A 14,481-nucleotide genomic window follows, 5' to 3' on the forward strand; every position below is an offset into this window, starting at 1 on the left:
AATGCCTTTGAAATCATTTGAAAGATCGTCATGGTGATTTCATATTTTGTTCATAAAACTTTCAAAAACATAGCGGACAATGGAGGAGCATTCTTTACATTGGTGTAATTGCTATGAATCAAGATATCTTTTCAACGCTTTATACATCATTACAAACCCATCAAGTGCAGCTTTTACCACTACAAATAGAACATGAAAATGCTTTAGTTGAGGTATGTAAAGATGGCCGCTTGTGGGAATTAGATTATACATCGGTTCCACATTATTCTCAGATCAAGGCTTATATTACCAAGGCACTTGAACAAAAATCTTTAGGAATACGCGTACCTTTTGTTGTTTTAAATCAGCGGAATGGTCGTATTGTAGGAACCACCAGTTTTCGCGATTTTATTTGGGAGGTACGCCGTGTTGAGATTGGCTATACATGGTATGCACAATCAGCACAACGCAGTCATATCAATACCAGTTGTAAGTTGTTATTACTTGAGTACGCATTTGAAAAACTACAAGCCAACTCGGTTGTATTAAGGACGGATATTCGCAATATTAAAAGTCAAAGTGCCATTGAGCGTCTTGGTGTGCATTATGATGGTGTGCTACGTCAAGATGCGCTACGAAAAGATGGAACTGTTCGCGATACTGTTATATACAGCATAATCAAAGATGAATGGCAGGGCATTAAACAGCATTTAAGCCAGTTACTTAGCCAAAGCTATAAGGTTTAACTTATAAGGTTTGACCTATAAGTTTTGATTATGTATTTAACTACAATCTATATGTAAGCGATGTTGTTGGCAATGAATGCATTGAAACAGATAGCCTGTTAAATCACCGTCGATACTGAGGTGATCTTGGATAAGCTCTACTGGATAACCATTTTCTTCGATATCGGCTTTGACCTCATCCCAAATTGGTTTAAGCATTTCACTATCCGCATAAGCGATAAACTGACATGGTTCATTGCAATGCACCAGCCAAACTTCTTGTTGCCAACTATGATAACTTGGCGTTTTTAAGCAGATTTCATCTAAAAACTCAGGGTTGATTTTTTCGGATGGAACATTTGGGTTTGAAGAAATACCTTCAATGCCACAATAGTCATTGTATTCTCCATCGTATTTTTGCGCTGCTGCACCATTGGCAATACACCACGGACAGATATAATCGGGTTCATCTATGCTATAGAAAGAACATACGTACTTTAAATCACGTTGTTGATTGCAAATTGAACAAATACCATCTTCTTTTTCAAACAGATCAAGTTTGTATGCGTTGGGATGATATTTAAACTGAGGATAATCCATATTTTTGATTCTTCTAGGCTGAGATTTTAACTATTGAATGCTAACAATAAAATTCTACACGAAAACTTTCAATCAGTTCAGGTGGAACACGTGTTGTTTGTCCATTGGTGCGCATGAATAATTCGCCTTTGTAATATAACGGACGGTCCGATTTATTACATTTAAAGACCAATATGGTTTTTCCTTGAATCTGTATTTCTTCTAGTGTGGTATAAATATTTGAAATTTTGTTACTTTCGTGTGCCAGTTTATCAATCAAACTCCGCTTCATTAAGTCGAGTGAATTATTAAAGTGTTCCGCAAGTTCATTTTCAATCCCGACAATGGTTAAATCATCAGCAACGCCTATAAAGACATAGCCATTGCGGGTATTCATAAATGCAAAGCACGCTTTGACCCATTTATCTGATTTGCGGTTGGTTAATAGGTCTGTGGTACGTTCTTTAAATTCAATCCGTTGATTTTCACCCAGTTGAATTAAATTAAAATAGTATTCTGAATAGGAATTTTGCCGATAATGATTGAGTGTGGTCTTAATTTTTTCTAATGATTTATATGCGGCGACAGTTTCTAAATTATGAATATCTTGCCATTGGTAAATTAATTTAATCTTTAACTCGTTGGCTAAGTTGGGATCAGCAAGGTATTCAAAGCTCAAATTGAGATATTGTAAAATTTCTGTGTAAATAGCATGACTGGCAATTGGAATGGAAATTTTATTAAAAGTATTTCTAATTTTTTCTAAATTTTTGTGAAATTCAAAAGCTTCTTGGTAAAAACTTAAATATTTAAACTCATTTAAAATATGTTCATAAGGGCGATGAAATGAGTTAGGAAACAGTTGCTTGGGCGGTATATGGATATATTTTTCAATCTGTTGGAAATAATATCTTAAGGTTGGGTACTTTAAGGCCTGATCAATATTAATTTCAAATTTCTCAGAAAGTGGCTTAGTGGTATAGGCTTGAAAAAACAGCAGTGTTTGGATTTCTTTGTATTTATTGGGGTAGTCATGCCAATGCGTTTCTAGAAACTCATTAAAATTCTTAAATTTATTGGTGAGATACATGTTCAAATCCATAGCAACACCTTTAATCCTCTATTGTTTGGTGTTCGGTATTTACAACAAATATGTCATCAGACTATTTATATATAGTTATTTATAAGTTAATTAAGTCAGGAAATAAAGCGTAAAACTTTAAATCGGATCGTGAAAGTTGTTAGAAAATATAACAAATATTTCAATTTGGTGAATAGCGCATTTGACTGCTTCATTTCGTCATTCATCGATAATTTGCGGAATCGCTAAACTTGGATTTTGGATAAATGATGCTAATCGTTCTTTTAATGAGGTGGCTCGTTCAGGAACAGCATCAATTGCAATCTCAGCGAGCCTCTTGACCAATTGTAAATCACCAGCAGCACCAGCTACATAGCAGAGGGTACACATGTGTGCGGGATGTAAGGGATTTATACAGGCCTGATGCGCTTTCTTGAGAAAATCTTCAGGCCAATGTGCCAATTGATTAAAGAAATTTTGGCTTTGACGATTCCACTCAGATACCAGAAATTGCACCATTTCGTTAGCATCTTGTTCATTTGAGGTATATGACCAGTCGTTGTCATGATCATTGATCAAATAAGGCAGGATCGAACTACGCCATGCACAATCATAATCACGCATTTTTTCAATATCTAAAGCGTTAGCTGTACATCGCATAACATATTCACCTAATGGGATGAGGTGAATACCGAGATTAACTTGAAAACAATGTCTTTTAATGGAGTGCTGTATATCGACAATTCGAATAACTTCTCCCTCAACCTGCCTAAATACATCGCCTTTTTTTATAAAGCCCTGTGCTTTTAAAATGGGATAAAACTGACGTTGTAATAGTTTGGAAATGACTTTTTTATCCATTAGGTATATCCATGGTAAAGGCTAGCATTGCCATAGAAATTTAGCAGTTTTACCCTGAGGGCAATCAAATAGGTAGGCGGAACCTCCTCCACCAAAATTCATCTCAGTTCTATGATCAGGTCCAGTCTCTAGTTGAGCAACAAAGCGCATAGGCTTTTGGCAGCAATCACATTCAGGTGTTTCATCATTTTGCAGCCACTCAGCTGAGCCAGAAAGCTGACCTAAAATTTCTCTCTTGGGTCCTTGCCAAAGTTCACGCGATTGTGAATATTCTTCTTGCGAATCTTGGAAAATCTTGGCGCCATATTCCGTTTCACGTAAGGTATTTTCAGGTTCTAACGGTTGGAATTTTTCAAGAGCATGAATCTCTGTAATGACAATAACTTTATTACCACCACCATCTGCATCCCAGTCATCACACATCCCCGGATCTTGGCTACACATAAAGATCAATTCTAAACCGAGATCAGTTTTTACTTTGCCAAGGTATTGCATTGCACCATCACAATTTGTGCAGCAAGGCCATTTAACCTGTAAGCCAATCGTTTTAACAGGAAGACCACCAAAAGAGGTTTGATCAAGGTGTTGTGAGACTTGGTCTAAAATTAACAGTTGAGTCATTGTTATTCCCTATTTTATTTATATTTTAATTAAGCTAGTTAGATCTTAACTGTGTACAACATATCCAAAGATTCCAACCAAGCTGCTATTCTGGGTTAAGCCCAATGCAAGTCGAGGCAAGACACAACCTGTAATGATTGTTCCTTTCGGGTAATCATCAGAATCGATTTGTTCTAAAAGTGCTGAGTCACCAATCCGAACAAATGCACAGTCGATAAAATCGTGTTGTGCTGCAAACCAATTTATCATCTTGTGCCAAGGCTGAAAATATTCTGCTGGAGATTCTTCACCATCTTGTTCAACTTCTTTCCACCACTGTGTATTGGTTGTAAGCGGTTCAGTCGTAATGTTCGCCAAAGGAAAAATAGTATTGGCAAAGTATTTTTGAATCAGTTGAGGCGTAATTTTTTGGCTAGCTGAGTTTTGTGAATGCATGATATAAAAATCTTGAAAATAATCACCCGAGTTTGAACCCATACCAACTTCAACATTTGTCATGATATTGGCGATTTCAGCGCTTAGTTTTTGACAAAGTTTTAATTCATCGGGATCAATTTCATGCTGTAATAGGATATTGTGCTTTGAAATAGACCCATCATTATAAACGCTGGTAAAGCGCGAAATGATATTGTTAGGCCATTCATCTGTATCAGCACCCACGTCATAATTCTGCATACATTCAGATAATATTTTTAATCTTTCTTCACTTAACGCTAGTTTTGTACTCATGGTTTTGCCAAATTTAATTATAAATCTTAATCATATAAACGGTAAATTCCAGTAAAGCGCTCACAGCCTTTTTGTGTTGTTGTCACAGACAAAATTGCTTTTTGGAAATTAAGCACATATTTACAGTCATGTTCATTGTCCAAAATTTGATTCTTTTTTTCAGGCGTGGTGTAAGCCAACAATGAGACAATTTGACTATCTTTACGGTTATTGGGATTTCGGTAGGCGATGCCTTCAACTTTAATCCGATCTTTAGTCAGTTGATGGATTTGTAAATGGGCGGGTTGCTTCGAAATTTTACCATGTTCATATTTGATGAAATGTTGGGTTAAACTTTGATTCATTGAAGTGTAAAAATTTAAGTCTTCTAGGCGAATATCGAACTGTTGTTTGAAACAATCGTTGCTTTTACATTGACTTAAACGGTTGAGCCACAAACGATGCGTATCATTGATTAAGCGTATTGGTGCATCTGTGACCAGATATGTAGTGAGATAGCTCTCATTTAATTGAGCGCGCAGCTCACTATACTGCGAACCACATAACTTTTTTAAAAGTGATGAATCTTGGTGCTTACAGTCAAGAGGCAGGGCGTAAACAGCTGATGTACTGATACAGCTCAAAATGAGACCAGACAAGAGTGTTTTAATTTGATTAAATTCTGTATTCAACAGCATGATCGCTTATACTTTCACAATGTTTGCATACGTACTATAGCGAAAGAGAAAGTACGAATACAAGATTTTTAAATTTTAAAAACTGCAAAAGGAGCTAAGAATGATCATACCGATTCGTATTGGGCAGGGAATGGATGTACATGCTTTTGAAGAAGGTGATTTTGTAACTTTGGCAGGCGTTCAAATTCCACATACGCATGGTTTAAAAGCACATTCTGATGGTGATGTCGTGTTACACGCATTATGTGATGCTTTATTGGGTGCATTGGCTTTAGGGGATATTGGACAGCATTTCCCAGACACAGATGCTGAATTTAAAGGTGCGGATAGCCGTAAACTTTTAAAACATGTTTATCAATTAATTTTAGACCGTGGTTATAAATTAAATAATGCCGATATTACTGTGGCATGTGAACGGCCTAAATTAGCCAAACACAATTTGGAAATGCGTCAAAGTATTGCAGATGTGTTAGATGTTGATGTGACTCAAATTAGTGTTAAAGCAACAACCACAGAGAAATTGGGTTTTACTGGTCGTCAGGAAGGTATTTTATCCACTGCAACAGTCTTAATTTCACATTTAGCAAAATAATTATTTTTATAGTTTAGAACTCTTACTTATCTATCTACTGAGAAATAATGATGCGGTGGTAGATAAGTTTTGATGGTTTCCGATTTTAAAGCGCTATAGTCAAATTTTAGCTACAAAAAAAGCCCTTTAAAGGGCTCTTTTCACATGCAAAAATTAGTTAGCTAACGCTTTAACTTGTGCATTCAAGCGGCTCTTGTGACGAGCAGCTTTGTTTTTATGGATGATACCTTTATCCGCCATACGGTCAATAACTGGAACTGCAGCTTTATAAGCTTCAGTTGCAGCAGCATATTCACCAGTAGCGATAGCAGCGATTGTGCGTTTGATATAAGTACGTACCATTGAACGCAAGCTTGCGTTGTGTTTACGTGCTTTAACGTTTTGACGAGCACGTTTTTTTGCTTGAGCAGAGTTTGCCACTCGTGCACTCCTTGAATTAGATGGGTCTGGGCGGGCTGAAACCACATCTGAAAACCACATCAGAGGATTATCACCAGCCCGTAAACAAGTGCCATATTGTGATTAAAGAGGCCAGTAAAGTCAAGTGTTGACATGCTTTGACAACATTTTTGTTGAAGAAAAATTTGAAATAAAACGTTAGATTAGTAATAAATCTAGGAGATTGTTTAAAAAATGACTAATTCGATAAAAAATGCGATTGTGATTGGAGCAACAGGTTTAGTGGGGCAACGTCTCATTGAACAGCTCAATTTATTGGCTGATTGTGAAAAAATTACAGTTGTTGTACGACGAGAAAATCCTGACTTTTTAAAATTAAAAAAAGTTGAACAATTTGTATTGGATGACTTCCTTCTACTCAATGATCAAGATGTCAGCGGTTACACTCATGCATTCAGTTGTTTGGGAACGACTATTAAAAAGGCAGGTTCTAAAGAAGCTTTCTATAATATTGATTTTGAGATCAATGCACATTTTGCAGATTTATTTGAAATGACTGAAACCCATTTACTTTTAGTCAGTGCGATGGGGGCAAAAGCCAGCTCACCAATTTTTTATAATCAAGTGAAAGGTGAACTTGAGGACTATATACAAAAGTTGAATTTATATCGTTTTTCAATTATTCGCCCATCGTTACTCCTTGGTGATCGAAATGAAAAGCGATTCTTGGAAGATGTAACGCAAAAGCTGTATGGTAAATTTTCGCATTTGGTACCCAATTCTTTTAAATATAAGCCAGTGACAGCACAACAAGTGGCTCATACTATGGTCGAGGCTGCTCAAACACAAACTAAAAAAATTGAAATTTATGATAATTTGCGTATACAAAATAGCAAATAATGGAGTGATAACGTGACTACAGTACCTTTTGTAACTTGTGATTTATTAGATGATCACCCAGACCAAGACATTCAAACCTTGATTCCATCTCTAGATGGCAAATTTTTTAGAAGTTATGGGGCGCGTAAAACCTTTGGCGGTCAAATCGTGACAGTCAAGTGTTTTGAAGATAACTCACGAGTGAAAGAGTTACTTGCTACAGATGGAACAGGCAAGGTTTTGGTTGTCGATGGTGGAGCATCCATGCGTTGTGCCCTGATGGGTGACATGATTGCAGAGTCAGCGGTTAAGCATCACTGGAATGGTGTAGTGATTTACGGCTGTGTACGTGATGTAGATGCGCTAGTTGAACTTGATCTAGGTGTCCATGCATTGGCTTCAATTCCACAAAAAAGCAATCGTAAAGGCATAGGTGAGGTCGATATTCCTGTGTATTTTGGTAGTGTCACTTTCAATTCTGGTGAATATATCTATGCAGATAACAATGGAATTGTGGTTTCAAAAGAAAAAATAGTGGATTTATAAAAAGCTTTATTTAAGCGAAAACAATCGTCTAGGGGGTATAAAATGGTGCATCATCAAATTAAAGTTGTACAAGCTTTGGCTTCATCACTGACTGAGGGAGGCCGTGGTGTAACAGGAACTCCGTTTCCAAACCAGCCAGAAAAGGCTTTAAAGTTATATGAGTTTGAGGGTTCACCATTTTGCCGCCGTGTACGAGAAGTAATGACCTTGCTCAATTTGGATTATGAAGTCTATCCATGCCCTAAAGGTGGGACCAAATATCGTCAGGTTGTAAAAGAAAAAGGTGGAAAATTGCGTTTTCCGTATTTCATTGATGAAAACACGGGAACAGCAATGTACGAATCGCAAAAGATTGTTGATTACTTATTTAAGCATTATGGTAAAACAGGCAAAACACCAAAGAAATATTCTCATTATCCTAAATACCCAACGGTCGCTATGGTGGGAACCATTATTAATGGTGCACGCGGGGTTTGGGTTAATAAAAAAATTGTTGATCGTGCAAGTCCAGCGCAATTATTGGAATTATGGGGGTTTGAAGCCAGCCCCTATACACGTGTTGTGCGTGGTGTGTTAACTGAATTAGAAATTCCATTTATCTTTCATAATGTGGCTAAAGAGTGTTGGCAAGATCTAGGCCCAGCAGTTTTACGTTTAAAACCGGGTAAATATGTTCCTTTGGTGGGTGGCAAACGTGAAAAAATTATTCCAGTTATGGATCGCGCAAAGCAAGACATTCAAGTGCCTTATTTAGAAGATCCAAATACAGGTGAAAAACTCTTTGAGTCAGCAGCAATCGTACGTTATTTACAGAAACAATATGGTTAACTCTATGTGTCAAAAGCACCGAACATAGGTGCTTTTAATTGAAGGATAAATGTGGGTTTACAAGAAAATTATCTTGAATATCGAAATCATATAAATACTTTAAAGACTGACCAAGGCTATATAAAGTATATTTTGAAAATTCAGCAGATCATGCATCAACGGCAGTTGGTATCTTGTATGAGTTATTCAAAATGGCTCAAACTTCTGCATGCAATGACAGACTTGGATTTTCCACCTGCATTTATTGTCAAATTGGTGACTGAAAATAGAGATCTACAAGCTGAAGATCAATTTGTGAAGAAAATTCCGTGGTATTTGGGTGATTGGCATCCTTTCTATCACGATGCTATGCCTGTATTTATTGGAATTGAATATTTAATTGTAAAGCCTATGCTAAGCAAGCCGAGGGGAAGATTGATCGATGATTTGATTTTAGATCAAACAGATCAATTTCGTACTTTATTGCAGCGTTTGAATATTGTGTTTGATGAAAAAAATAGTTGTTTTAAAATTTATGCTTATCACTCAAAGTAATTTTAAAAATAATGACAATAAATGTGTCTGAATAAAAAAGTCAAAACTTATTGCTTTAATCATTTTTCGCAACATTTCTATCCATATAAATATTGTGAATTAGTGGATTGTTAACGATAAAAACTTAAGCTTTAAAACAGCCTATGTTAGATTGTAACCAATAGAATATTTTGAGATAAATTATGACTTCAACTCGAATTCAACCTGTTATGAATCGTCCAGGGGAAAATGCCTTATTTATTGTTTTAGGATTAAGGCTTGGGGCTGAAGTAATAGATACAGTAATCGATTTTGCAGCAAATTTTTCAGCATTAACACGTAGTTTAACCAACCGTTATCCAGATGCACAATTTAGTGCAGTCATGGGATTTGGGGCAAATGCGTGGGAACGTTTATTTCCTGATCAGGCTAAACCACAAGAATTAGAACAGTTTAAAGAAATTAAAGGGCCAAAATATACGGCTGTTTCAACAGAAGGCGATTTGTTTTTCCATATTCGTGCTGATCGCCAAGCGTTGTGTTTTGAAATGGCAGATATGATCAATACGCAATTAAAAGCCGTAAGTTATCCAGTGGATGAAGTGAATGGTTTTCGATATTTTGACGGTAGAGCGATTATTGGCTTTGTCGATGGGACAGAAAACCCAGAGCCTGAAATTGCAGCTGAATATGCGCTGGTGGGTGATGAAGATCCAGACTTTAAAGGTGGCAGTTATGCATTTATTCAAAAATATATGCATGATATGGATAAGTGGCGTGCGCTCAGTGATGAAGAACAAGAAAAAGTCATCGGACGTAAAAAGTTTAATGATGTTGAGTTGAGTGATGATGTAAAGCCGAAAACAGCACACAATGTAGTGAGTAAGGCGCATGATGCAGATGGCAATGAAATTAAAATCATGCGTGCAAATATGCCGTTTTCAAATCCATCTAGAAATGAATATGGCACCTTCTTTATTGGTTATGCACGCAAATTTAGTGTCACTCGACAAATGTTAGAGCATATGTTTCAAGGTGATGAAGAAGGTAATTTAGATCGTTTATTAGATTTTAGTACAGCAGTGACAGGAACCTTATTCTTTGTGCCTACTGTCGATTTCTTAGATGATTTAGGCGACGAATAACGCTGATGGTTTATGTTCAGGTAAAGGGGCGTTTTAAAACGGCCTTTTACTGCGAACTTTTGTCATCTTTGTTATGATGAATCTTTGATTTAATTGAGTTTTAATGATGTTTGATAAAATTGCAGCATTATTTAAGGGCAATAAAAACGGTCCTGAACAAGTTTTTCTACAAGAAAATAATATTCAAATTGATGCTGAGCATGGTTTTATTGTAGATGGTATTGTTTTAAATCGTGAGTTATCTGAACGGCTGGAATACTTTTCCAACCGAAAACTTAATAATTTTGATGATTTAAAAGCTTTGTTCTATAAAACAATTTTGATCAATGAAAAGATTGATTTAGAAATCGCGACAAACAACTATGTGCAAAGACTTGGCAATACAGAAGAAAATTTAAAACAATTCAAACAAATTATTCAAAAACTCAATGATTATTATAAAGCGTTTAAACGAGAAAAATAAATCAACTTAAGGCATGGATAACATTTGGTGGAATCAGAATATTTCACCAAAGAATGATGTGTGATGTTGCTTAGATTTTTAATTGTTATTAAATGGCTATTCTCAATTCATTTGGCAAGAGCTTCCACAGGTCTATGATCCTGTGAGTTTGTCTTGAGGTTGATGTGAATTCTATCCTGATGAAGAAATGCTGTTGATGAGTCATTGCGCAGATAAATAGAATAAACAAAATCACTCAACTGAATAAAGTCATCATGTTAAACTATTGCTCATGTCTTTTAGACCTTATGCGATTATGTTTAAACAAGAAATCTCTGACCTCAATTTAAAACAACTGAAAGCAGGCGAAAAACGCTGGATTGGCACAATGCTCGGTTCATCTGCAGCCTTATTGTTTAAGGAGATCGCAGAGAAATCGGATCAGCTCTTTGTATTGGTTGCAAAAAATAATCAGCACTTGGGACAGTTGGAAAGTGAATTAGAATTTTATGGGGTAAAACCAACAATATTTCCAGACTGGGAGATATTGCCATATGATCGTTTATCTCCGCACCAAGATATTGTCTCTGAAAGACTGTCGATACTTTCTAATATGCCACAAAAAGGTATTTTATTAGTCTCTGCAACCACCTTGGCACAACGTGTTGCCCCTACATCATGGGTGTTGGGTGAGCATTTTGATATCCGCGTTGGTCAGAAATTTGCATTAGAACAACAAAAATTAAAATTAGTTCAGGCGGGTTATCATCTGGTTGATACCGTTTATGATCATGGGGAATTTGCTGTACGTGGTAGCATCATGGATATTTATGCCTCTGGGCAAAATGCGCCTATTCGTATTGATTTATTTGATGATGAAATAGACAGTTTAAAATTCTTTGACCCAGAAACCCAAAGAACAACAACAAAGTTAGAGCGTTTTACCGTACTTCCTGCAAAAGAATTTCCGTTAAAAGAAGCGCGTTCAACGTTTCGTGATCGTTATGCAGAAAGTTTTCCAATTGCAAATCCCAAGAAAAACCCAATTTATCAAGATGTGTTAGAAGGCATTGCTTCTCCAGGATTAGATTTCTACTTCCCATTATTCTTTTCACAGCAAGCCATGCAAACACAAAGTTGTTTGGTATCGTACTTACCAAGCAATGCGATTGTCATTACAGATAAACACATTGATGAAGGATTGTTGAGTTTTTGGACAGATGTGATGCGTCGTTACGAAGACCGACGCCATAATGCTGATCAACCGCTATTACCACCTGAAGAAATTTTTATACAACCGAATCAACTGTTTGAGTATTTAAATCAATTTTCAAGAATTATTGCCTCAACAGAAGCCATTGAATTAAAAGCAGGCTGTATCAATTTGTCGGTTGAATTACCACCACGATTGCCTGTAGACCCTAAACAAGACCAACCATTTAAAGCAGTAAAGCAGTATGTGGATGAGGCCAATCATCCTGTATTACTGGTGGCTGAAAGTGCTGGACGCCGTGAAACTTTGAAAGATGCTTTACGTGCAAGTTTAGGTGAAATTCCAGTTGTTGAAAGTTTTGCTGTATTTCAACAATCTAATTTCTCTGTGGCGATTACCAATGCGCCTTTGGATCGTGGATTGGTCATCAGCAATGATCTATCGGTTATTTCTGAAAACCAACTGTATGAACACCGTGTAGTACAGCGCCGTAGAAAACGTCAACAAGAGGTTTCAGAAGAGTTTCTGATCCGAAGTCTGACGGAACTCAATATTGGTGCGCCAGTGGTGCATATTGATCATGGTGTTGGGCGTTATGCAGGCTTAGTCACCTTAAATATTGATGAACAAGACTATGAGTTTCTGCAATTAAACTATGCAGATGATGCAAAAGTGTATGTTCCTGTGACCAATCTACACCTGATTAGCCGTTTTAGTGGTGGTGATCCTGATTTAGCGCCATTACATAAATTGGGTACAGATGCATGGAATAAAGCAAAACGTAAAGCACTTGAACAGATTCATGATGTGGCAGCTGAATTATTACATATTCAAGCACGTCGTCAGTCTAAACCTGGGATTAGCTTTGAGCTGGATCAAAGTGCATATATGCAATTTTCCAGTGGTTTTGCTTATGAGGAAACACTGGATCAGGCCAATGCCATCGAAGCGACTCTATATGATATGCAACAAGCCAAACCAATGGATCGACTGGTTTGTGGTGATGTTGGCTTTGGTAAAACGGAAGTGGCGATGCGCGCGGCATTTGTTGCTGTTCAAAATAATAGGCAAGTGGCTGTCTTAGTACCTACCACCTTATTGGCACAACAGCATTTTGAATCATTTAAAGATCGCTTTGCCGATTGGCCAATTCGTATAGAGGTACTTTCGCGTTTTGGAACCAATAAAAGTCATACCAAAATTATTGAAGATTTAATCGATGGTAAAGTCGATATTGTCATCGGCACACATAAAATTCTTCAGGAAAATGTGCAGTTTAAAAACTTAGGTTTAATGATTGTCGATGAAGAACATCGTTTTGGGGTACGTGATAAAGAGCGTATCAAAGCCATGCGTGCAGATGTTGATATGTTAACCTTAACTGCAACACCAATTCCTCGTACCTTGAATATGGCATTTGGCGGAATGCGCGATCTTTCAATTATTGCCACACCACCAGCACGTCGTTTAGCTGTCAAAACTTTTGTCAATGAACAAACCAATGAAACCATGAAAGAGGCAATTCTGCGAGAGTTGTTACGTGGTGGTCAGGTTTATATTTTACACAATGAAGTTGATACCATAGAACGCGCTGCGGAAAATATTCGTCAACTTGTACCTGAAGCGCGTGTCGCGGTTGCGCATGGTCAAATGCGTGAACGTGAACTTGAGCAAATCATGCAACAGTTCTATCACAAAGAATTTAACGTGCTGGTCTGTTCAACAATTATTGAAACGGGGATTGATGTTCCTAATGCCAATACGATTATTATTGAACGTGCAGACAAACTCGGCCTAGCACAATTACATCAATTACGTGGTCGTGTTGGACGTTCCCATCATCAAGCCTATGCATATTTGATGGTGCCATCGATTAAAGGCCTTAAAGGTGATGCAGAAAAACGTTTAGATGCCATTCAGAGAGCTTCAAATCTTGGCGCTGGTTTTATGCTGGCTACGGAAGACTTAGAGATCCGTGGTGCAGGTGAATTACTGGGTGAACAACAAAGCGGTTCAATGAATGCAATTGGTTATAGCCTATATATGGAAATGTTGGCCAAAGCGACCAAAGCAATTCAACAGGGCAAGACACCTAATTTTGATACACCACTTTCACTTACCTCTGAAATTACCCTGCATATGCCTGCTTTGATTCCCGATGAATATTTGGGCGATGTACATCAGCGCCTTATGTTCTATAAACGTATTAGTAATACCGATACTCAGGATAAACTTGACAATATCCGTATGGAGCTGATTGATCGCTTTGGTGTACCGCCATTGCCGGTAAAACAACTGTTTAGTGTTCATCAAATTCGGGTTAAGGCTGAAGCCTTAGAAATTACCAAAATTGATATTGGGGCCAATGGTGGGGTGATCGAATTTTCACCTGATACACCTGTGCAAGCGATCAGTATTATTCAGCTAATGCAGAAGCATCCAACTTGGTTCCGTATGGAAGGTGGGCAACGTTTAAAAGTGATGGTGATGCTTGAAGAAAATGACAAGCGAATTCAGTTTATTCAGGATTTGTTAAACAATTTACTGACAGAATTAAAGCGTTAATTTATCAGGATTTTGAGCTTAAAAAATGCTCAATTTGAGATTAAAAGTGCTTATGAATTTTTTCTAGTAAATCACTTGAAAAAATTCTGTGATTCTTTAAAGTGTAA

16 protein-coding genes are annotated in these 14,481 nt (G+C 37.1%); 9 read left to right on the forward strand and 7 right to left on the reverse strand.

Going from position 1 to position 14,481, the window contains the following annotated elements; all coding sequences use genetic code 11:
* The first annotated feature begins 113 nt into the window (after positions 1–113).
* On the forward strand, positions 114–725 hold the full coding sequence (locus tag ASC84_RS01495; protein ID WP_056510982.1) for a GNAT family N-acetyltransferase: 612 nt from the start codon (positions 114–116) through the stop codon (positions 723–725).
* A 36-nt stretch (positions 726–761) separates the two neighbouring features.
* Here the strand turns inward: ASC84_RS01495 and ASC84_RS01500 are convergent, their stop codons facing one another.
* The 6 genes from ASC84_RS01500 to ASC84_RS01525 form a co-directional block, all read right to left on the reverse strand.
* On the reverse strand, positions 762–1,304 hold the full coding sequence (locus tag ASC84_RS01500; protein ID WP_056510985.1) for a CbrC family protein: 543 nt from the start codon (positions 1,302–1,304) through the stop codon (positions 762–764).
* Between the two features lie 40 nt (positions 1,305–1,344).
* A complete protein-coding gene (locus ASC84_RS01505) occupies positions 1,345–2,385 on the reverse strand; it encodes a helix-turn-helix domain-containing protein (RefSeq protein WP_056510988.1) in 1,041 nt (346 codons plus the stop codon).
* A 198-nt stretch (positions 2,386–2,583) separates the two neighbouring features.
* Positions 2,584–3,225 (reverse strand): DUF4304 domain-containing protein, encoded by a 642-nt coding sequence (locus ASC84_RS01510; RefSeq protein WP_056510989.1) that lies wholly within the window; start codon positions 3,223–3,225, stop codon positions 2,584–2,586.
* A gap of 21 nt (positions 3,226–3,246) precedes the next feature.
* Positions 3,247–3,846 carry a hypothetical protein gene (locus ASC84_RS01515; protein ID WP_056510992.1) on the reverse strand — a complete coding sequence of 200 codons (600 nt, stop codon included), beginning with the start codon at positions 3,844–3,846 and terminating at the stop codon, positions 3,247–3,249.
* A 45-nt stretch (positions 3,847–3,891) separates the two neighbouring features.
* Positions 3,892–4,575 (reverse strand): hypothetical protein, encoded by a 684-nt coding sequence (locus ASC84_RS01520; protein WP_056510994.1) that lies wholly within the window; start codon positions 4,573–4,575, stop codon positions 3,892–3,894.
* A 26-nt stretch (positions 4,576–4,601) separates the two neighbouring features.
* Positions 4,602–5,252, reverse strand: coding sequence for a hypothetical protein (locus ASC84_RS01525; RefSeq protein WP_056510997.1), 651 nt, complete (start codon positions 5,250–5,252; stop codon positions 4,602–4,604).
* A 100-nt stretch (positions 5,253–5,352) separates the two neighbouring features.
* Between ASC84_RS01525 and ispF the strand changes: the two genes are divergently transcribed.
* Complete coding sequence (gene ispF, locus ASC84_RS01530) at positions 5,353–5,844, forward strand: 2-C-methyl-D-erythritol 2,4-cyclodiphosphate synthase (protein WP_004720660.1); 492 nt, start codon at positions 5,353–5,355, stop codon at positions 5,842–5,844.
* Positions 5,845–5,997: 153 nt separating this feature from the next.
* Here ispF and rpsT read toward each other — a convergent pair whose 3' ends face one another.
* Positions 5,998–6,264 (reverse strand): 30S ribosomal protein S20, encoded by a 267-nt coding sequence (gene rpsT, locus ASC84_RS01535; RefSeq protein ID WP_004720657.1) that lies wholly within the window; start codon positions 6,262–6,264, stop codon positions 5,998–6,000.
* A gap of 213 nt (positions 6,265–6,477) precedes the next feature.
* Here rpsT and ASC84_RS01540 point away from each other — a divergent pair, with 213 nt between their 5' ends.
* The 7 genes from ASC84_RS01540 to mfd all read left to right on the forward strand — a co-directional run bounded on the left by ASC84_RS01540 (position 6,478) and on the right by mfd (position 14,374).
* Positions 6,478–7,143 carry a nucleoside-diphosphate sugar epimerase gene (locus ASC84_RS01540; protein WP_056511000.1) on the forward strand — a complete coding sequence of 222 codons (666 nt, stop codon included), beginning with the start codon at positions 6,478–6,480 and terminating at the stop codon, positions 7,141–7,143.
* A 12-nt stretch (positions 7,144–7,155) separates the two neighbouring features.
* Positions 7,156–7,668: a ribonuclease E activity regulator RraA gene (gene rraA / locus ASC84_RS01545; protein WP_056511003.1), complete on the forward strand. Its 513-nt coding sequence runs from the start codon at positions 7,156–7,158 to the stop codon at positions 7,666–7,668.
* 42 nt (positions 7,669–7,710) lie between these two features.
* Positions 7,711–8,496 carry a glutathione S-transferase N-terminal domain-containing protein gene (locus tag ASC84_RS01550; RefSeq protein WP_056511006.1) on the forward strand — a complete coding sequence of 262 codons (786 nt, stop codon included), beginning with the start codon at positions 7,711–7,713 and terminating at the stop codon, positions 8,494–8,496.
* Between the two features lie 150 nt (positions 8,497–8,646).
* A complete protein-coding gene (locus tag ASC84_RS01555) occupies positions 8,647–9,030 on the forward strand; it encodes a DUF6678 family protein (protein ID WP_319822751.1) in 384 nt (127 codons plus the stop codon).
* Between the two features lie 182 nt (positions 9,031–9,212).
* Positions 9,213–10,154: a Dyp-type peroxidase gene (locus tag ASC84_RS01560; protein ID WP_056511012.1), complete on the forward strand. Its 942-nt coding sequence runs from the start codon at positions 9,213–9,215 to the stop codon at positions 10,152–10,154.
* 106 nt (positions 10,155–10,260) lie between these two features.
* A complete protein-coding gene (locus ASC84_RS01565; RefSeq protein WP_056511015.1) occupies positions 10,261–10,617 on the forward strand; it encodes a hypothetical protein in 357 nt (118 codons plus the stop codon).
* Positions 10,618–10,912: 295 nt separating this feature from the next.
* Positions 10,913–14,374: a transcription-repair coupling factor gene (mfd, locus tag ASC84_RS01570; protein ID WP_056511016.1), complete on the forward strand. Its 3,462-nt coding sequence runs from the start codon at positions 10,913–10,915 to the stop codon at positions 14,372–14,374.
* Positions 14,375–14,481 lie beyond the last annotated feature (107 nt).

The organism is Acinetobacter sp. Root1280, from assembly GCF_001425285.1.
GTDB classification, from domain to species: Bacteria; Pseudomonadota; Gammaproteobacteria; order Pseudomonadales; family Moraxellaceae; genus Acinetobacter; species Acinetobacter guillouiae.